Genomic DNA, 17427 nt, shown 5'->3' on the forward strand with positions numbered 1-17427 from the left:
TCCGGCCCGTCAGGGGCCGCCGAGGCGCCCGGCGCTTCATCGACTGAGAGGATGATCGAATGACCCGTTTGACTCGTGCCGACTGGCAGCAACGTGCCAAGGATCTGCAGATCGAGACCCGTGCCTTCGTGCAGGGCGAATACCAGGCTGCTCGCAGTGGCGAGACCTTCGACTGCATCAGCCCGGTGGACGGCCGGCTCCTGGGCCAGGTCGCCAGCTGCGACTTGGCCGATGCCGAGCTGGCGGTGAAATCCGCCCGTGCGGCGTTCGATGCCGGGGTCTGGTCGCGCATCGCCCCGGCCAAGCGCAAGCAGAAGATGATCCGCTTCGCCGAACTGCTGCTGGCCAATGCCGAGGAACTGGCGCTGCTGGAAACCCTCGACATGGGCAAACCGATCAGCGATTCGCTGGGCATCGACGTCCCGGGGGCGGCCAACGCCATCCGCTGGAGCGCCGAGGCCATCGACAAGGTCTACGACGAAGTGGCCCCGACGCCCCACGACCAGCTCGGCCTGGTCACCCGCGAGCCGGTCGGTGTCGTGGCCGCCATCGTGCCGTGGAACTTCCCGCTGATGATGGCCAGCTGGAAACTCGGCCCGGCCCTGGCCACGGGTAACTCGGTGATCCTCAAACCGTCCGAGAAGTCTCCGCTGACCGCCATTCGTGTCGCCGCCCTGGCCGTGGAAGCGGGTATTCCGGCCGGCGTGTTCAACGTCCTGCCCGGCCATGGCCACACCGTGGGCAAGGCGCTGGCCCTGCACATGGACGTCGACACCATCGTGTTCACCGGTTCCACCAAGGTCGCCAAGCAACTGATGATCTACGCTGGCGAATCGAACATGAAGCGCGTCTGGCTGGAGGCGGGCGGCAAGAGCCCGAACATCGTCTTCGCCGATGCGCCGGATCTGCAGGCCGCTGCCGAATCCGCCGCCAGCGCCATCGCCTTCAACCAGGGCGAAGTGTGTACTGCGGGCTCGCGCCTGCTGGTGGAGAACGCCATCAAGGAGCGCTTCGTGCCGATGGTGGTCGAGGCCCTGAAAGGCTGGAAGGCCGGCAACCCCCTGGACCCGGAAACCAACGTCGGCGCGTTGGTCGATACCCAGCAGATGAACACCGTGCTCGGCTACATCGAGGCCGGTCACAAGGACGGCGCCAAGCTGGTGATCGGTGGCAAGCGCACCCTGCAGGAAAGCGGCGGCACCTATGTCGAGCCGACCATCTTCGACGGCGTGACCAATGCGATGACCATCGCCCGCGAGGAAATCTTCGGGCCGGTGCTTTCGGTGATCGGTTTCGACAGCGCCGAGCAGGCCGTGCAGATCGCCAACGACACCGTTTACGGCCTGGCCGCCGCGGTGTGGACGGCGGACATCTCCAAGGCCCACCTGACGGCCCGCGCGCTGCGCGCCGGCAGCGTCTGGGTCAACCAGTACGATGGCGGCGACATGACCGCGCCGTTCGGGGGCTTCAAGCAATCGGGCAACGGCCGTGACAAGTCGCTGCACGCGTTCGACAAGTACACCGAACTGAAAGCCACCTGGATCAAGCTCTGATCCTGCACGGATAAGCTCGCCAGCAGGCGGGCTCGATCGACTCGGCGGCCGGGCTCCATGGAGCCCGGCCGCTGTGCTTTGTCTCTGGAGTCAGCAATGCGTTGGGGAACCTACTTCGCCGTTTGCGCGGCGGTGATCAGTATCGGCCTGGCGATGGGCACCACCATGCCGCTGGTGTCCTTGCGCCTGGAAAGCTGGGGCTACGGTTCGTTCGCCATCGGCATCATGGCGGCGACGCCGGCCATCGGCGTACTGCTCGGCGCGTCGCTGGCCGGTCGGCTGGCCTCGCGCTGTGCCACGCCACGCCTGATGCAGCTATGCCTGCTGGTCGGGGCGCTGTCGGTTGCCGGGCTGGCGCTGATGCAGAATTACGCGGTGTGGCTGCTGCTGCGGCTGCTGCTTGGCGTGACCCTGACCGTGGTGTTTATCCTCGGTGAAAGCTGGATCAACCAGTTGGCCGTGGAAAAGTGGCGTGGCCGTCTGGTGGCGCTGTATGGAACCGGTTATGCGTTGAGCCAGCTGTGCGGGCCGTTGCTACTGAGCGTACTTGGCACCGATACCGACCTGGGCTTCTGGTTCGGCATCAGCTTGCTGATCGCTGGAGCGCTGCTGCTGATCGGCCGTACCGGCGCGCCGGTGGTCGATGCCCACAGCGCTTCGGGACGTGGTTTGCTGGTGTTCTGCCAGCGCATGCCGGCAATCGCCTGGGCGGTGATGCTGTTCGCGGCCTTCGAAGCGATGATGCTCACCCTGTTGCCGATCTACGGCCTGCGTCAGGGCTTCACCCAGGACGTCGCGCTGTTCATGGCCAGCGTGGTGGTGGTCGGTGATGCGGCGCTGCAACTGCCCATCGGCCTGCTCGCCGATCGCATTTCGCGGGTCACGCTGTTCCGCGGCTGCGGGGTGGTTCTGCTGTTATCCAGCCTGGGGATTCCGCTGCTCCTGCATACACCGGTGGTCTGGCCGGTGCTGGTGCTGTTCGGCGCCAGTGCCGGCGGCTTGTTCACCCTGTCGTTGATTCTGATCGGCGAGCGCTTTCGCGATGATCAGCTGGTTCGCGCCAATTCCCACGTTGCTCAGCTATGGGGCATCGGCTGCCTGGTCGGCCCACTGGCTACCGGTGCGGTCAGCCAGTGGGTCAGTGGGCATGCCTTGCCGATGCTCATGGCGCTGGGGGCAGCGGGATTCGTCTGGCTGGCCTGGCGGCGTGACGCATTCGTCACGCCTGCGGCGCTATAGCATCTTTTCCAGCCCGATGGTTTGCGCGAACCAGGCGTTGAAGCGTCGCCAGCGGCTGCCGGGCTCTTTATCCAGCACGAACGCCTTGCCATCGTGCTCACCGACCCAGACCATGCGCGTGCCATGGCCGTCGGGTTGCAGGCGCACTTCATAGCTGACCGACGGCTGCATGCCCAGCAGCGCCAGTTCACGCAGGTAACCGGCCAGTTCGGGACTGTCGACCAGCACGCCCACTTCGGTGTTCCAGAGTACCGAGCGGGGGTCGACGTTGAAGGAGCCGACGAAGGACTTCTGCCGGTCGATCACCAGTGCCTTGCTGTGCAGGCTGGAGTTGGAACTGCCGCTGAAACTGTAGGCCGGGGGGGAGTCATCGCCTGGCTGGCTGCGCAATTCGAACAGGCGGATGCCGTGCTCGAGCATTTCCTGCCGGTAGGGCGCGTAGCCACCGTGCACGGCGGGTACGTCGGTAGCCTCCAGCGCGTTGGTCAGCATACGGATGTCCACGCCCCGGTCGGCCAGGCCGGTGAGGAATTCCAAGCCCGCCTGGGCTGGCACGAAGTAGGCAGAAACCATCACCAGATCACTCTTGGTGGCCTGCAAATGGGGGCCTAATTGGGTGGTCAGCAGCAGGTGCGGGTCCGGCTCGCCGCTGGCCAGCACCTTGCTCGGTGCATCCCACAGGGCGGTGGCGGGGGCCCAGATCAGCTCTCCCAGCCATTTCTGCAACTGTGGCTCCTGTTGGTAAGCGAGCAGGCGCTTGTAGAGCGTCGGTTGCTCCACACGGGCGGTGTCCAGGTAATCGCGCAGCCCCTTGCGTGCCTTGTCCAGGTCCTTTTGCGAAGGTCGCTGCCAGACGAACTGCCCGATGGGTCTGCTCAGGGAGCTGTTCCAGTACTGGTCGAAACTCTGCGACAGATCCCGCGCCACCGGGCCGACGGCAAGCAGGTCGATGTCGGTGAAGTTCATGTTCGGCTCGGCGTCGAAGTATTCGTCACCCAGGTTGCGGCCACCGACGATGGCCGCGGCGCTGTCGGCCAGCCACAGTTTGTTGTGCATGCGCCGGTGTTGCCGTGACAGGTTCAGGCCCCTGCCGAGCAGACGCGTGACGCCGGTCATGCGGCCGAGTTGCAAGGGGTTGAACACCCGCACCTGGATATTCGGGTGGGCCGCCAGCAGGGCGATCTGGTAATCCTTGCCATCGCTGCTGGTGTCGTCGAGCAGAACGCGTATGCGCACGCCACGGTCCGCCGCCTGCAGCAGCTCCTTGACCAGTGCCCGGGTGCTCAGCCCGTCATGGACGATGTAGTACTGCAGGTCGAGGCTGCGCTGCGCGGCACGGATCAATTCAGCCCGGGCAGCGAAGGCCTCGTTGCTGGCGGGCAGCAGGCGAAACCCCGAATGCCCCTGGTGTTCGGCGGCCTGTGCTGCAAGCGCCGCGCCGAATGAAGAGTCAGCCGCGGCAATGGCCTGGCTGGGTACGATGGGCGACTGGTTGGCGCAACCGCCGAGGCTCAGTAAAACGATAAAGAGCAAGCGCAAGTGCACGGGGGCAGCCTCCATCGGCTGTCAGGGAAGTGCTGATAGGACGCCGTTGCACTGGAAAAGATTCAGCCGCCGCAAGGTGTCGACTCCGCCAGCATGGCCAGCACGGTTTCGCCGACCTTGCGAACAGCCGCCTCGATGCTCGCGGTATGCCGTGAGGCGAAGTTCATGCGCAGGCAGTTGCGGTATTTGCCGGCTGCGGAAAAGATACTGCCCGGCGCGATCTGCACCTTGTGCACCGCCAGTTCGCGGTTCAGGCGCTGGCTGTCGAAGCCTTCCGGCATTTCCACCCAGATCATGAAGCCGCCCTGGGGCCGGCTGACCCTTACCGAAGGAGGAAAGTAGCGGCTCACCCAGTCGCTCATCTGATCCAGACCACGGGCGTACTGCGCGCGCATGCGGCGCAGATGGGGCTCGTAATGACCGTCCTCGATGTACTCGGCCAGGGCCAGCTGCGGCAACTGGGCGGTGGCGCCGGTGCCCATGTACTTCATGTGCAGCACCTGGTCCAGATAGCGCCCGGGCGCTATCCAGCCGATGCGCAGGCCTGGCGCCAGGGTCTTGGAAAAGGAGCTGCACAGCAGCACCCGGCCGTCGTCGTCATAGGATTTGATGGTGCGCGGGCGCGGGTAGTGAAAGGCCAGCTCGCCATACACATCGTCTTCGATGATCGCCACGTCGTGGCGCTGGGCGAGGGCCAGCAGGGCGCGCTTGTTGGCCTCCGGCATGATGTAGCCCAGCGGGTTGTTGCAGGTCGGGGTGAGCTGTATGGCCTTGATCGGCCATTGCTCCAGGGCCAACTCCAGGGCTTCCAGGCTGATGCCGGTCAGCGGGTCGGTGGGCAGCTCCAGGGCCTTCATGCCGAAGCCTTTGAGCGCTTGCATCACACCATGGAAACTCGGCGAGTCGACGGCGACGATATCGCCCGGTTCGCAGATCGCGCGGATCGCTGCCGATAGCGCTTCGTGGCAGCCGGTGGTGACGACGATGTCTTCATGGCTCAACTGGCAACCCGAATCCAGCGTCAGGCGGGCGATCTGCTCGCGCAGGCGCTGGTCGCCGTGGATGCTGCCGTAGGTCAGGGTCTGCAGATCCTGCTTGCGACTCAGGCGCGACAGCGAGCGCAGCAGTGGCTTGAGGGTCGGGCTGTCGATGTCCGGTCGGCCGCGACCAAGCTGGATGAAATCGTTGCGCGGTGCAAAGGCGATCTGCTCCAGCACTTGATCCCACTGCGACACCTCCACTGGGCGCTGCGGTGCCCGGCTGATCTTCGGCAGCGCCGGTTTGGCGCGGCCCTGGGGGACGAAATAGCCGGATTTCGGCTTCGGCAGGGCGAGGCCGCGATCTTCCAGATGCCGATAAGCCTGCTGCACGGTACTCAGGCTGACCCCGTGTTCCTGGCTGAGGGCGCGTACCGATGGGAGGCGATCCCCCGGGCGATACAGGCCCTGTTCGATACGCTCGCCAATCAGCTCGGCCAGGTTGGTATAGAGGGTCATGGTCAGCACCTGTATGCAGAAAGTGAATCGGAGACCGGTACAGATAGCAGCGTAACCGACCATTCAGTTGGGTTTCGCCGATATCTGTATGGATTTAATTCCGTTTTTTTGGATCTGTCATGCATTTTTCTCCCTTGCCATCATGATCTCCCATGACCAGCCGGTGCAGGAGAGCGAGATGAACGGATTGAGCGATGTGCGATTGACCCTGAAGAGCCGCGAGCTGAGTGGCTCGGCACGGCAGCGTGTGGCGGCGCTGGAGCCAGCGCGTGAGGCACTGGCCCATCGCTGGACGCTGTTCTTCCGCCGCCTGGTGACCCGTCGCGCGCTGCTCGAGCTGAGCGATGTGCAACTTCGTGATATCGGCCTTAGCCGTGACCAGGCCAGAGAGGAGGCTTCGCTGCCGTTCTGGAAGCTCTAGATATGGGCCACTAGCCCGGCGTTGAGCGATACCCTGAATCGGATGCCCTGGGTATCGCCGCGCTCGAGCGCAGGCTACGTGGCGGCATCAGGCCAGCTCTTTGAGCCGGTGCCAGAGCATGCCCAGTGCCAGCAGTGGCGAGCGCAGGTAGCGGCCGCCGGGGAAGGTCATGTGCGGCACCTTGGCGAACAGTTCGAAGCCGCCGCCAGCCTGCCCGGCGATGGCCTCGGCGAGCAGCTTGCCGGCCAGGTGCGTGGCGTTCACGCCGTGGCCCGCGTAGGCCTGGGCATAAAAGACCTTGGGCTGATCCTTCAGTTGGCCAATCTGCGGCAGGCGGTTGGCGCCGATGCCGATCATCCCGCCCCACTGATAATCGATGCGCACGTTCTGCAATTGCGCAAACACGGCGAGCATCTTCGGCCGCATGTAGGCGGCGATATCCGAGGGATCGCTGCCGGAGTAATGACAGGCGCCGCCGAACAGCAGGCGACGGTCGGCGGACAGGCGGTAATAGTCCACCGCCACACGTTGGTCACAGAGCGCCATGTTCTGCGGGATCAGCGCGCTGGCCTGCTCCTCGCTCAACGGCTCGGTGGCGATGATGTAACTGCCGGCCGGCAGCACCTTGCCACCCAGGGTCGGGTTCAGGTCGCGGATGTAGGCGTTGCAGCCCAGCACCAGTTGCCCGGCACGCACCACGCCCTGAGCCGTGCGCACACGGATTTCACTGCCGTAATCGATGCGTGTGACCGCTGACTGCTCGTGCAGACGCACGCCCAGGCTGTGCGCGGCAGCCGCCTCGCCCAGGGCCAGGTTGAGTGGGTGCAGGTGCCCCGAGCCCATGTCGATAAGGCCACCGACATAGCGGTTGGAACCGACCACTTCGTGCATCTGTTCCGGTTGCAACAGGCGCAATTCGTGGCGGTAGCCAAGGCTCTGCAGCTCGGCGGCGTCCTCGGCGAAACCGGCGAGGTCGCGGGGCTTGTTGGCCAGGTCGCAATAACCCCAGGTCAGGTCGCAGGCGATGGCGAACTGCTCGACCCGGCGGCGCACGATCTCCACCGCTTCGAGGCCCATCAGTTTCAGCTCGCGTACGCCGCCGGTGCCGATCACCGATTCGAACTGCTCGACGCCGTGGCCGACGCCGCGAATCAGCTGTCCGCCGTTGCGCCCGCTGGCGCCCCAACCGATCCGATGGGCCTCCAGCAACACCACCGAGAGGCCCTTCTGGGCAAGCTCGATGGCCGTGTTCAGGCCGGAGAAGCCACCGCCAACGATGCACACATCGGCACGCTGCTCACCCTGCAGCGGCGGATAATCGACCTGCAGGTTGGCGCTCGCGGCGTAGTAGGACGGGGCATGCTCGGCGCTATGAACCGGTGGGTGGGCACGGGCGGTCATGGGCGAAGTCCTGAATGGTCTGGCGGTGAAAGCTGCGAAGCATAAGCGCTGGCTTTACGCGGTGCCAACTGACGATGGCCTGCCAGGAGGGCCGCTGCCGGATCCTTTGCCGGACGGCGGCGCGCCTGTACCATGCGCGGCACTTGCTTTACGAGCCATGACCATGAGCTGTACCAGCCGCAAGATCGACCTGCTGCGCCGACAGATCCCGCGCTTCGATTGCGTGCCCGGCTGTCATGACTGCTGCGGCCCGGTGACCGCATCGTCGGAAGAAATGTCGCGCCTGCCGCGCAAGACCGCCGCCGAGCAGGAAGCAGCCCTGGCCGAGTACAACTGCGTGCACCTGGGCCCGCAAGGCTGCCAGGTGTATGACCAGCGCCCGTTGATCTGCCGCCTGTTCGGTACCACTCCCAACCTGCCGTGCCCCCATGGGCGTGCGCCCGAGCAGCCTATCGAGGCGAGCGTCGAGCGCCAGGTGCACCAGCTCATCGCGAGTACGCGGCAGGTGCTGGTCTAGGTGTTTGGTCCCGGGGAGAACTTCAACCGGGGGGGCGCTGCGTCCGACATCGAGTAGGGTGGATAACGCGAAGCTTATCCACCCATCACGGCATAAGGCTGTGCCGGCGTTGAGCCAACCGGTGGAAAACGCTTCGCGGTTTTCCACCCTACGGGCTGTATCCCCACGCAGCGCGTGGGAACCATCAGGTAGTTATTCCGGCACCGGCAGCGCCAGGCTCTCCTTCACCTCTTCCATCACGATATAGCTCTTCGACTCGCGCACATGGGGCAGCTTGAGGAGGATGTCACCGAGCAGCTTGCGGTAGCTGGCCATTTCGCTGATACGCGCCTTGACCAGGTAGTCGAAGTGCCCGGACACCAGGTGGCACTCGAGTACGTGCGGCAGCTTGAGCACGGCACGGCGGAACTCTTCGAAGGTGTCGCCGGACTTGTAGTCGAGGCTGATCTCCACGAAGACCAGCAGGCTGGCCTTGAGGTGCTGCGGGTTGAGGCGGGCGTGGTAGCCCATGACGATGCCCTCGCGCTCGAGGCGGCGCACGCGTTCGGTGCAGGGCGTGGTGGACAGGCCGACCCGCTCGCCCAGTTCGGTGAAGGAGATGCGTCCGTCCTCCTGAAGGATGCGCAGGATGTTGCGATCGATCTTGTCCAGCTCGCGGCGGCTCTGGTGTTGCGTACGCATGATCGGCGCCCCTCCATGAAAGGCTGTTAAACCAAGAGTTCTCTTCAAATATAGGCGTGTATACAGTGAAAAGCACTGCTATTCACTTTCTATACTGTGCGCATCGACTTCTCAAATCGTAATACGCCAGTGCATCGTCGCGGCGAGGAGAAACTATGCGGGTTCTGGTGCTTGGCAGCGGCGTGATTGGCACGACCAGTGCGTATTACCTGGCGAGGCAGGGGTTCGAGGTGGTGGTGGTGGATCGTCAGAATGGCCCCGGTCTGGAAACCAGCTTCGCCAACGCCGGCCAGGTGTCGCCAGGCTATGCCTCTCCCTGGGCGGCGCCGGGCGTGCCGCTGAAGGCCATCAAGTGGCTGTTGCAGAAGCACGCGCCGCTGGCCATCAAGATGACTGGCGACATCGATCAGTACCTGTGGATGGCGCAGATGCTGCGCAACTGCACCGCCAGCCGCTACGCGGTGAACAAGGAACGCATGGTGCGCCTGTCCGAGTACAGCCGTGACTGCCTCGACGAGCTGCGTGCGGAAACCGGCCTTGCCTATGAAGGGCGTCAGCTCGGTACCACGCAATTGTTCCGTACCCAGGCCCAGGTGGATAACGCGGCCAAGGACATCGCGGTTCTGGAGCAATCCGGCGTGCCTTACCAACTACTCGACCGCGCCGGCATCGCCAAGGTCGAGCCGGCGCTGGCCGGCGTCACCGACAAGCTTGCTGGTGCGCTGCGCCTGCCCAACGACCAGACCGGCGATTGCCAGATATTCACCCGGCGGTTGGCCGATATGGCTCGCGATCTGGGTGTCGAATTCCGTTTTGGCCAGAATATCCAGCGCCTGGATTTCGCCGGAGATCGGATCAACGGGGTGTGGATCGACGGCAAGCTGGAAACCGCCGACCGCTACGTCCTGGCGCTGGGCAGCTACAGCCCGCAACTGCTCAAGCCGCTGGGCGTGCGCGCGCCGGTGTATCCGCTCAAGGGCTATTCGCTGACCGTGCCGATCGGCAACCCGGCCATGGCACCGACCTCGACCATTCTCGACGAGACCTACAAGGTCGCGATCACTCGCTTCGACCAGCGCATCCGCGTTGGCGGCATGGCCGAGATCGCCGGCTTCGACCTCAGCCTCGATCCGCGTCGCCGGGAAACCCTGGAGATGATCGTCGATGATCTCTATCCCCAGGGCGGTGACCTGAGCCAGGCAGAGTTCTGGACGGGCCTGCGCCCGGCAACCCCGGATGGCACGCCGATCGTTGGCGCAACGCCGTATCGAAACCTGTTTCTGAACACCGGACACGGTACCCTAGGCTGGACCATGGCCTGCGGCTCCGGGCGGTTCCTTGCGGACATCATCGCCCGGAAGCGCCCACAGATCAGCAGCGAAGGCCTGGATAGTTCCCGTTATGGCACAACCAAGGAGTCGAACACCCATGTCCATACAGCGCCTGCGAACTGAACCGCGTCTGAGCGAAATCGTCATTCACAATGGCACCGTTTACCTGGCCGGCCAGCTGGATGAAGATCACAGTGAAGGCATCGAGGCACAGACCAGGGCGACCCTGGACAGCATCGACGCCTTCCTGGCTGAAGCCGGCACCGACAAGACGCGTATCCTGTCGATCACCATCTTCCTCAAGAACATCGATGATCGCGAAGGCCTGAACAAGGTCTGGGACGCCTGGGTACCGGCTGGCCAGTCTCCGGCCCGCGCCTGCGTCGAAGCCAAACTGTATTCGCCGGACGTGCTCGTGGAGATGACCGTGATTGCTGCTTTACCCTAAAGGCCGGCTCACGATCTACACGAGATGTTCCGACTGCAATAAGGCGCTAGCGGAGATTCCCCCCCCCGTAGGGTGGACAACGCTCTTTTTGTCCACCTTTGCAATTGCAGAGCGGTGGACGGATGAAGCGTCGTCCACCCTACGAAAGACTGCTCCCGCCTTAGTAGCGTGTCTTTTTCCGTCAACCGAGATAATCATGCGTCCCGCCCGTGCCCTGATCGACCTGCAAGCTCTGCGTCACAACTATCAATTGGCTCGTGAACTGTCCGCTGCCCGCGCGCTGGCAGTGGTCAAGGCCGATGCCTATGGACATGGCGCGGTACGTTGCGCCCAGGCGTTGAAGGACGCCGACGGGTTCGCCGTAGCCTGTATCGAAGAAGCGCTGCAGCTGCGTGAAGCGGGGATCGGCGGGCCGATTCTGCTGCTCGAAGGGTTCTTCGAGGCAGCCGAGCTGGCGTTGATCGACCGGCACGGGCTGTGGTGCGTGGTGCATGCGCAGTGGCAGATCGATGCCATCGAGCAGGCGACTGTCGAGCGGCCGTTGAACGTCTGGCTGAAACTCGACAGCGGCATGCACCGGGTCGGTTTTCATCCCGACCACTACCAGGCGGCCTACCGGCGCCTGCTGGCCAGTGGCAAGGTGGCGAAGATCGTGTTGATGAGCCACTTTTCCCGTGCCGACGAACTCGACAGCAGCCGCAGCGACGAGCAACTGGCAGTGTTCCAGCAGGCCCGCGAAGGGCTGGCCGCCGACGTCAGCCTGCGCAACTCGCCAGCGCTGCTGGGCTGGCCGAGCATTCCCAGCGATTGGTCGCGCCCCGGCATCATGCTCTACGGCGCCACGCCCTTCGAGCAGGCGCACGAGGTCGCCGCCCGCCTGCGGCCGGTGATGACGCTGGAGTCACGGGTGATCAGCGTGCGTGACCTGCTGGCGGGCGAGCCGGTTGGCTATGGGGCATGCTTCACCAGCGAACGTGCCAGCCGTGTGGGGGTGGTCGCCATGGGCTATGCCGACGGCTATCCGCGTCATGCCCCCACCGGCACACCGGTGTTGATCGACGGCCAGCCGTCGCGGATCATCGGTCGCGTCTCGATGGACATGCTCACCGTGGACCTCAGCGACCTGCCCGCTGCCGGACTGGGCAGCCGTGTCGAGTTCTGGGGCTCGGGCGTGCTGGCCAGCGATGTCGCCATCGCGGCAGGTACCATTCCCTACCAGCTGTTCTGCAACGTGCGGCGCGTGCCACTGGTTTACAGCGAAGGCTAGGGTGTTCAGACTGTTGTAAATACTGAACACTGTTGCCATGATACGGCCAATTCCATGTCTTCCCGGGGGCATCCTGCATTGGACGTCGGTCTACGCCTGCAATCGATCCGTAAGCTCAAGGGGCTTTCTCAGCGCGAACTCGCCAAGCGGGCGGGGGTTACCAACAGCACCATCTCGATGATCGAGAAAAACAGCGTCAGCCCCTCGATCAGTTCGCTGAAGAAGGTGCTGGCCGGTATCCCGATGTCGCTGGTGGAGTTCTTTTCCCTGGAGGCCGAGCAGGACAACCAGGTGCAGGTGGTCTATCGGGCCAGCGAGCTGACCGATATCCACAGTGGTGCGATCACCATGAAGCTGATTGGCAAGGCCCACCCGAGCCGAGCCATTTCCTTTCTCGACGAAACCTATCCGCCGCACAGCGACACCGGCCTGGAGATGTACGCCCACGAAGGCGAGGAGACCGGCATGCTGGTCGAGGGGCGTCTTGAACTCAGCGTCGGCGGCGAGGTGTTCATTCTCGAGAGCGGCGACAGTTACTACTTCGAGAGCAGCAAGCCGCATCGCTTTCGTAACCCCTTCGATCAGCCGGCCCGGTTGATCAGCGCCACCACGCCGGCGAACTTCTGAGGGCAGCGGCAGGCGGTAGCCACGCGTCCGACAAGCCCCCCGGCGCAACGCCTTGGGGGCTTTCTAACCTCCCGTTGATCTGCGTCATGGGATCAATAACCCCGTGACCCGTCGGGTCATTCCGGCCGCCTGGGCCAGTCGTTATAATTCGCGGGCTTGCGAAACCGTGCCGCGAGCGTGACTAGCCACCCATGAGGGCGTACGTGTGAACCCAATCAGAAGCAGGCTCGTAGTGCCGGCAATTGCCCTCGCGCTATGGGCCGGGAATGCCCAGGCGGCCACCGACCAGGCGATTGCCGAACGGATCAGGCCGGTAGGGCAGGTGTGTATCGCCGGGCAGGAATGCAAGGGCGTCGAGGCGGTTGCCGCCACCACCGGTGGTACCGCGCGCAGCGCTGACGATATCGTCGCCAGGCACTGCAACGCATGCCATTCCTCGGGGCTGCTTGGCGCACCGAAGATCGGCGATGCAGCGGCCTGGAAAAGCCGCGCCGACGAGCAGGGCGGCATGGACGGCATCCTGGCCAAGGCGATTGCCGGCATCAATGCGATGCCGCCGAAGGGCACCTGCGGCGATTGCTCGGACGACGAACTGCGTGCTGCCATCGAGAAGATGTCTGGGCTCTAGGGCCTGTTAACACTACCGCACGACCGCGCCGGAGCCCGTTTTGCCGCGATGCAAGGCACGAGCCGCGAAGTTTAGCGGGCTAAATGAGCCGGCGAGAAACGCCGTATCGCGGCAAAACGGGCCCGGCCCTATGGGTGGGGCCGCCTAGGTTGCGCGAAAAATCTCGCCATGCGTTGTTGGAGGACTTGGCAAGGGAAAACGCGGACGGCTAGTCCATTCCCTGCGTCCTCCGCCTAGCGGATCGCCGCCCGGCCTGGCGAGATTTTGCGCAGCAACGCGGCTTGCGCGGTAGCGTTAACAGGCCCTAGCTCCCATCCCTGCCATACCAGAGCCGCCTTCGGGCGGCCTTGTCGTTTCAGGGTGATGACAAAATTGCAGCAAAAGGCCAGCTCGGGCAGTCGAACACAGACTGCCGTGACCATTCCGCCTGGAGAGCTGCATGCCCCAACAGTGTTCCATCGAGCAAGCCGTCGACCGCGTTTTGGATGAGATCGATGGGCCTATCCGTCTGGGCCTGCCACTGGGGCTGGGCAAACCCAATCGCTGGGTCAACGCCCTGTACGCGCGTCTGCGCGACCTTCCAGAGCGCCAGCTGACCATCTACACGGCCTTGTGCCTGGGACGGCCGCGTGCGGGTCAGGATCTGCAACGGCGCTTTCTCCAGCCCTTCGTCGAGCGTGTGTACGGCGATTATCTGGAACTGGATTTTCTCGCCGATCTGCGTGACGACGCGCTGCCGCCCAACGTACAGGTCGAGCAGTTCTTCCTGCAGCCCGGCAGCCTGCTCGACAGCGCCTCGGCACAGCAGCACTACACCAGCAGCAACTACAGCCACGTTGCCCGCGACATAAACGCCAGGGGGGTCAACGTGGTGGCGCAACTGGTGGCCCAGGAGGCAGCCCGGCCCGGGCATTTCAGCCTGAGCTGCAACCCGGACATCACCCTGGATCTGTTGCCACTGTTGCAGGCACGGCGTGAGCGCGGCGAAACCGTCCTCTGTCTGGCTCAGGTACACGACCATCTGCCCTACATGCCCGGCGATGCCGAGCTGCCCCGGGAAACCTTCGATATCCAGTTGCAGGAAGCCGACGCCAGCACGTTGTTTTCCACCCCGAACATGCCGGTAACGGTGCAGGATCATTGCATCGGCCTGCACGCCAGTACGCTGGTGCGCGATGGCGGTACCCTGCAGATCGGCATCGGCGCCATGGGCGACGCGGTCAGCGCTGCCTTGCTGAGGCGTCACACCGAGAACGCCGGCTACCGTGACGTGCTGGCCGACCTGCAGGCCGCTGGTGCTCACCCGTTGACCCAGCGGCTTGGCGATCAGCGGCCGTTCGACATCGGGCTCTACGGCTGCAGCGAGATGCTCGTCAACGGCCTCCTGGCCTTGACCGACGCCCGGGTGATCCGTCGCATCGTTTACCCCGACGTGCGGGTACAGCGTCTGGCCAGCGCCGGAGCGCTGGATACCCATGGCCACCCACGCAGCGTGCAGGCCATGCTCGACGCCGGCCTGCCGGAACGCCTGGATGAAGCGACGCTGAACTGGCTGCAGGAGGCTGGGCTGCTGGATGCCAACCTCAAGCTGCAGGGCGAGAACCTGTTGCTGCCGACCGACCAGCAATGCTCCACCGAGCTCTCCGACCCACTCAGCCAGGCGGCCCTGCGCGATTACCTGACGCCTGCCAGGCATGGCGTGTGGGTACATGGCGGCTTCTTCCTGGGCCCGCAATCGTTCTATCAGCGTCTCGCCGATATGGATGCCGGGCAGCGCAGTCGCTTCGGCATGACCGGCATCGGTTTCATCAACGAGCTGTACGGCGAGGAGGAGCTCAAGCGCCTGCAGCGCGTCGAGGCGCGTTTCATCAACAGCGTGTTCACCGTCACCCTGCTTGGCGCGGCGGTGGCCGATCAGCTTGAAGACGGTCGCGTGCTCAGCGGCGTGGGCGGGCAGTACAACTTCGTCGCCCAGGGGCATGCGTTGCCGGACGCGCGCTCGATCCTGCTGCTGCGCAGCTGGCGCGAATCCGCAGGCGAGGTGAGTTCGAACATCGTCTGGGAATATGGTCACGTGACCATCCCGCGGCATTTGCGCGACGTGGTGATCACCGAATACGGCATCGCCGATCTGCGCGGCAAGAACGATGCGCAGGTGATCGAGGCCCTGCTGGGCGTCAGCGATTCGCGCTTTCAGGCGCAGCTGATCGAGCAGGCCATCGAGGCCGGCAAGCTTCCGAAGGATTTTCGGCTCGATCCGCACTTCACAGACAACACCCCCGAGCGCTTGCAGGCGATTGCCGATCGGCATGGCGCGTCATTCGCGGAGTATCCGCTGGGCAGCGATTTCAGCCCGGAGGAGCAGGATCTGTTGCGCGCCCTGACCTGGCTGAAGGGCAAGTTCCGGCTGAGCGAAGTGCTGGAACTGGGCAAGGCGGCGCTCGATCCACCGCCTGCCGAAGACTTTCCCGCGCACCTGCAGCGCATGGGGCTGGAACAGCCCGACGGCTTGCGCGAGGAGCTGTACCAACGGTTGCTGTTGAGTGGGCTGAAGGCAACGGGCCCTAATCGAGAAAGGTGACCTTGCCACCCGCCAGGGACTGGATGCGTGCCAGGGACTCGATGCGGTAGCCCTCGGCGTCCAGCGCGGCCCGGCCGCTCTGGAACGACTTCTCGATGACCACGCCGATACCGGCGATGCTGGCGCCGGCCTGGCCGACCAGGTCGATCAGTGCCTTGGCGGCATGGCCGTTGGCCAGGAAGTCATCGACCAGCAATACGTGATCGGCGGCGTTCAGGTGCTTGGCGGAAATGGCCAGGGTGCTCTCCGTCTGCTTGGTGAACGAGAACACCTTGGAGATGTAGAGGTTGTCGGTGAGCGTCAGCGATTGATACTTGCGGGCGAAGATCACCGGCACGCCCAGTTCCAGGCCCGCCATCACCGCGGGGGCGATGCCCGAGGCCTCGATGGTGACGATCTTGGTGATGCCCTGATCCTTGAAGCGTTCGGCGAACTCGTGGCCGATCTGCTGCATCAACTGTGGGTCGATCTGGTGATTGAGAAAGGCGTCGACCTTGAGCACCTGCTCGGACAGGACGGTACCTTCACTGCATATCTTCTGTTTCAACGACTCCACGATCGATCCTCTGGGCTGAAGAGCAAAGCGGCGGATTTTCCCTCAAATTGCCGATCTTTTGTAGCGAAACCGCACACCTTGCCACCCGGTGTCCGACGGCTGACTCGCAGGCGCTGCCTGCGCAGGCGAATAATCGCCGCTAGGCACGGCCCCAGCGCTCGAACAGGACCTGTGTGAACGCGGTGATCCGCGGCGAGCGCTGTCGTGAAGGGGGGTAGACGATGGCGATTTCCCGCTGGCGGCCAGCGAAGGGTTGCAGCACTTCAACCAGGCGTCCGGCGGCCAGGTCATCGGCCACCGCGAAGTCCATCAACTGGGCGACCCCCAGCCCAAGGCGAGCGGCTTCGAGCAGGGCGTCACCGTTATCGACGATCAGCCGGCCGCTGGCCTCCACATCCCGTGGCCGGCCAGCGTCGAGCAACTGCCAGGCGACCAGTCTTCCATCCCGTGGATTGCGCACGGCCAGGCAATCGTGACCGGTCAGGTCGTCGAGGTTCTGCGGTACGCCGCGACGAGCCAGGTAAGCAGGCGTGGCCACGCATGTCCAGCGCGCGGCCCTGAGCGGGCGGGCGATCATTCGCTGATCGTCGATACGCCCGGTGCGCACGGCAAGATCGAAGCCATCCTCGACGATATCCACCACCCGGTCGCTCAGGGTACTTTCGATATGCAGCTGTGGATAACGTTGGCTCAACTCGCCCAGCAGCGGCAGCAGCACGATGCGTCCAAAGGCCGAGGGCGCGGTAAGGCGTAACACACCGCTGGGCTCGCAGCGGCGGTCGAGCAGCGCCCGTTCGGCATCCTCAAGGCCCGCGAGCAGGGGCGCACACTGATCGCGCAACAGGGTGCCGTCGGGCGTCAGACTCACGCTGCGAGTATTGCGGTTGAGCAGGCGCGTGCCCAGTTCGCGTTCCAGGCGAGCGATGGCGCGCGACAGCCCGGACTGGGTCAGGCCCGTGGCATGCGCGGCAAGGGTGAAGCTGCGCAGCTCGGCAACCTTGAGCAGCAATTGCACGGCGTTGAGATCCATGATTTTTATCATCGCTGAAAGGATTTATAGGGTATTTATCATCTGTGGCGCATGAATGAAACTGCAGAGCCGTCCATCAGCAGAGTCCTGCGCATGCCGTCTTCCC

At 64.3% G+C, this 17427-nt stretch carries 16 protein-coding genes; 10 read left to right on the plus strand and 6 right to left on the minus strand.

Going from position 1 to position 17427, the window contains the following annotated elements; translation table 11 throughout:
• Window positions 1-59: 59 nt before the first annotated feature.
• On the plus strand, window positions 60-1553 hold the full coding sequence (locus BLR94_RS15395; protein WP_084307030.1) for an aldehyde dehydrogenase: 1494 nt from the start codon (window positions 60-62) through the stop codon (window positions 1551-1553).
• Between the two features lie 96 nt (window positions 1554-1649).
• Window positions 1650-2792, plus strand: a complete 1143-nt coding sequence (locus tag BLR94_RS15400) for an MFS transporter (protein ID WP_084307028.1) — start codon at window positions 1650-1652, stop codon at window positions 2790-2792.
• Here the strand turns inward: BLR94_RS15400 and BLR94_RS15405 are convergent.
• Window positions 2787-4352, minus strand: a complete 1566-nt coding sequence (locus tag BLR94_RS15405) for a phospholipase D family protein (RefSeq protein WP_084307026.1) — start codon at window positions 4350-4352, stop codon at window positions 2787-2789. The two genes, BLR94_RS15400 and BLR94_RS15405, sit on opposite strands and share 6 nt — an antisense overlap.
• 47 nt (window positions 4353-4399) lie before the next feature.
• The gene (locus BLR94_RS15410; RefSeq protein ID WP_084307024.1) at window positions 4400-5833 is read right to left on the minus strand and encodes an aminotransferase-like domain-containing protein; all 1434 of its coding nucleotides are present in this window, start codon (window positions 5831-5833) and stop codon (window positions 4400-4402) included.
• 178 nt (window positions 5834-6011) lie between these two features.
• Between BLR94_RS15410 and BLR94_RS15415 the strand changes: the two genes are divergently transcribed.
• Window positions 6012-6254: a DUF1127 domain-containing protein gene (locus tag BLR94_RS15415; RefSeq protein ID WP_084307142.1), complete on the plus strand. Its 243-nt coding sequence runs from the start codon at window positions 6012-6014 to the stop codon at window positions 6252-6254.
• A gap of 87 nt (window positions 6255-6341) precedes the next feature.
• Here the strand turns inward: BLR94_RS15415 and BLR94_RS15420 are convergent, their stop codons facing one another.
• Window positions 6342-7655, minus strand: coding sequence for an NAD(P)/FAD-dependent oxidoreductase (locus BLR94_RS15420; RefSeq protein ID WP_084307022.1), 1314 nt, complete (start codon window positions 7653-7655; stop codon window positions 6342-6344).
• Window positions 7656-7818: 163 nt separating this feature from the next.
• On the opposite strand from BLR94_RS15420, the gene BLR94_RS15425 reads away from it, so the two are divergent.
• Window positions 7819-8172: a YkgJ family cysteine cluster protein gene (locus BLR94_RS15425; protein WP_084307020.1), complete on the plus strand. Its 354-nt coding sequence runs from the start codon at window positions 7819-7821 to the stop codon at window positions 8170-8172.
• A gap of 192 nt (window positions 8173-8364) precedes the next feature.
• On the opposite strand, the gene dadR is transcribed toward BLR94_RS15425, so the two are convergent.
• A complete protein-coding gene (dadR, locus tag BLR94_RS15430) occupies window positions 8365-8853 on the minus strand; it encodes a transcriptional regulator DadR (RefSeq protein ID WP_084307018.1) in 489 nt (162 codons plus the stop codon).
• A 155-nt stretch (window positions 8854-9008) separates the two neighbouring features.
• On the opposite strand from dadR, the gene dadA reads away from it, so the two are divergent.
• From dadA to BLR94_RS15460, 6 genes are all read left to right on the plus strand, one after another.
• Window positions 9009-10307, plus strand: coding sequence for a D-amino acid dehydrogenase (gene dadA / locus BLR94_RS15435; RefSeq protein ID WP_084307016.1), 1299 nt, complete (start codon window positions 9009-9011; stop codon window positions 10305-10307).
• Complete coding sequence (locus BLR94_RS15440) at window positions 10282-10632, plus strand: RidA family protein (RefSeq protein ID WP_084307014.1); 351 nt, start codon at window positions 10282-10284, stop codon at window positions 10630-10632. Before dadA ends, BLR94_RS15440 begins: the two co-directional genes overlap by 26 nt.
• Window positions 10633-10828: 196 nt before the next feature.
• Window positions 10829-11899 (plus strand): alanine racemase, encoded by a 1071-nt coding sequence (alr, locus tag BLR94_RS15445; RefSeq protein WP_084307012.1) that lies wholly within the window; start codon window positions 10829-10831, stop codon window positions 11897-11899.
• Between the two features lie 78 nt (window positions 11900-11977).
• Window positions 11978-12526, plus strand: coding sequence for a cupin domain-containing protein (locus tag BLR94_RS15450; RefSeq protein ID WP_084307010.1), 549 nt, complete (start codon window positions 11978-11980; stop codon window positions 12524-12526).
• Window positions 12527-12731: 205 nt separating this feature from the next.
• Window positions 12732-13154: a c-type cytochrome gene (locus BLR94_RS15455; protein ID WP_084307008.1), complete on the plus strand. Its 423-nt coding sequence runs from the start codon at window positions 12732-12734 to the stop codon at window positions 13152-13154.
• Window positions 13155-13593: 439 nt separating this feature from the next.
• The gene (locus BLR94_RS15460) at window positions 13594-15735 is read left to right on the plus strand and encodes an acetyl-CoA hydrolase/transferase C-terminal domain-containing protein (protein ID WP_084307006.1); all 2142 of its coding nucleotides are present in this window, start codon (window positions 13594-13596) and stop codon (window positions 15733-15735) included.
• On the opposite strand, the gene BLR94_RS15465 is transcribed toward BLR94_RS15460, so the two are convergent.
• Both BLR94_RS15465 and BLR94_RS15470 read right to left on the minus strand, forming a co-directional pair.
• On the minus strand, window positions 15719-16291 hold the full coding sequence (locus tag BLR94_RS15465; protein WP_084307004.1) for a xanthine phosphoribosyltransferase: 573 nt from the start codon (window positions 16289-16291) through the stop codon (window positions 15719-15721). The two genes, BLR94_RS15460 and BLR94_RS15465, sit on opposite strands and share 17 nt — an antisense overlap.
• Before the next feature lie 139 nt (window positions 16292-16430).
• Window positions 16431-17321, minus strand: a complete 891-nt coding sequence (locus tag BLR94_RS15470) for a LysR family transcriptional regulator (protein ID WP_084307002.1) — start codon at window positions 17319-17321, stop codon at window positions 16431-16433.
• Between the last annotated feature and the right edge of the window lie 106 nt (window positions 17322-17427).

This window comes from Phytopseudomonas flavescens, assembly GCF_900100535.1.
Lineage (GTDB): Bacteria > Pseudomonadota > Gammaproteobacteria > Pseudomonadales > Pseudomonadaceae > Aquipseudomonas > Aquipseudomonas flavescens.

Bases quoted from the DNA above. Each gene is read 5' to 3' on its own strand.
- BLR94_RS15395 (WP_084307030.1), top strand. From the start codon at position 60: ATGACCCGTTTGACTCGTGCCGACTGGCAGCAACGTGCCAAGGATCTG.
- BLR94_RS15400 (WP_084307028.1), top strand. From the start codon at position 1,650: ATGCGTTGGGGAACCTACTTCGCCGTTTGCGCGGCGGTGATCAGTATC.
- BLR94_RS15405 (WP_084307026.1), bottom strand. From the start codon at position 4,352: ATGGAGGCTGCCCCCGTGCACTTGCGCTTGCTCTTTATCGTTTTACTG.
- BLR94_RS15410 (WP_084307024.1), bottom strand. From the start codon at position 5,833: ATGACCCTCTATACCAACCTGGCCGAGCTGATTGGCGAGCGTATCGAA.
- BLR94_RS15415 (WP_084307142.1), top strand. From the start codon at position 6,012: ATGAACGGATTGAGCGATGTGCGATTGACCCTGAAGAGCCGCGAGCTG.
- BLR94_RS15420 (WP_084307022.1), bottom strand. From the start codon at position 7,655: ATGACCGCCCGTGCCCACCCACCGGTTCATAGCGCCGAGCATGCCCCG.
- BLR94_RS15425 (WP_084307020.1), top strand. From the start codon at position 7,819: ATGAGCTGTACCAGCCGCAAGATCGACCTGCTGCGCCGACAGATCCCG.
- dadR (WP_084307018.1), bottom strand. From the start codon at position 8,853: ATGCGTACGCAACACCAGAGCCGCCGCGAGCTGGACAAGATCGATCGC.
- dadA (WP_084307016.1), top strand. From the start codon at position 9,009: ATGCGGGTTCTGGTGCTTGGCAGCGGCGTGATTGGCACGACCAGTGCG.
- BLR94_RS15440 (WP_084307014.1), top strand. From the start codon at position 10,282: ATGTCCATACAGCGCCTGCGAACTGAACCGCGTCTGAGCGAAATCGTC.
- alr (WP_084307012.1), top strand. From the start codon at position 10,829: ATGCGTCCCGCCCGTGCCCTGATCGACCTGCAAGCTCTGCGTCACAAC.
- BLR94_RS15460 (WP_084307006.1), top strand. From the start codon at position 13,594: ATGCCCCAACAGTGTTCCATCGAGCAAGCCGTCGACCGCGTTTTGGAT.
- BLR94_RS15470 (WP_084307002.1), bottom strand. From the start codon at position 17,321: ATGGATCTCAACGCCGTGCAATTGCTGCTCAAGGTTGCCGAGCTGCGC.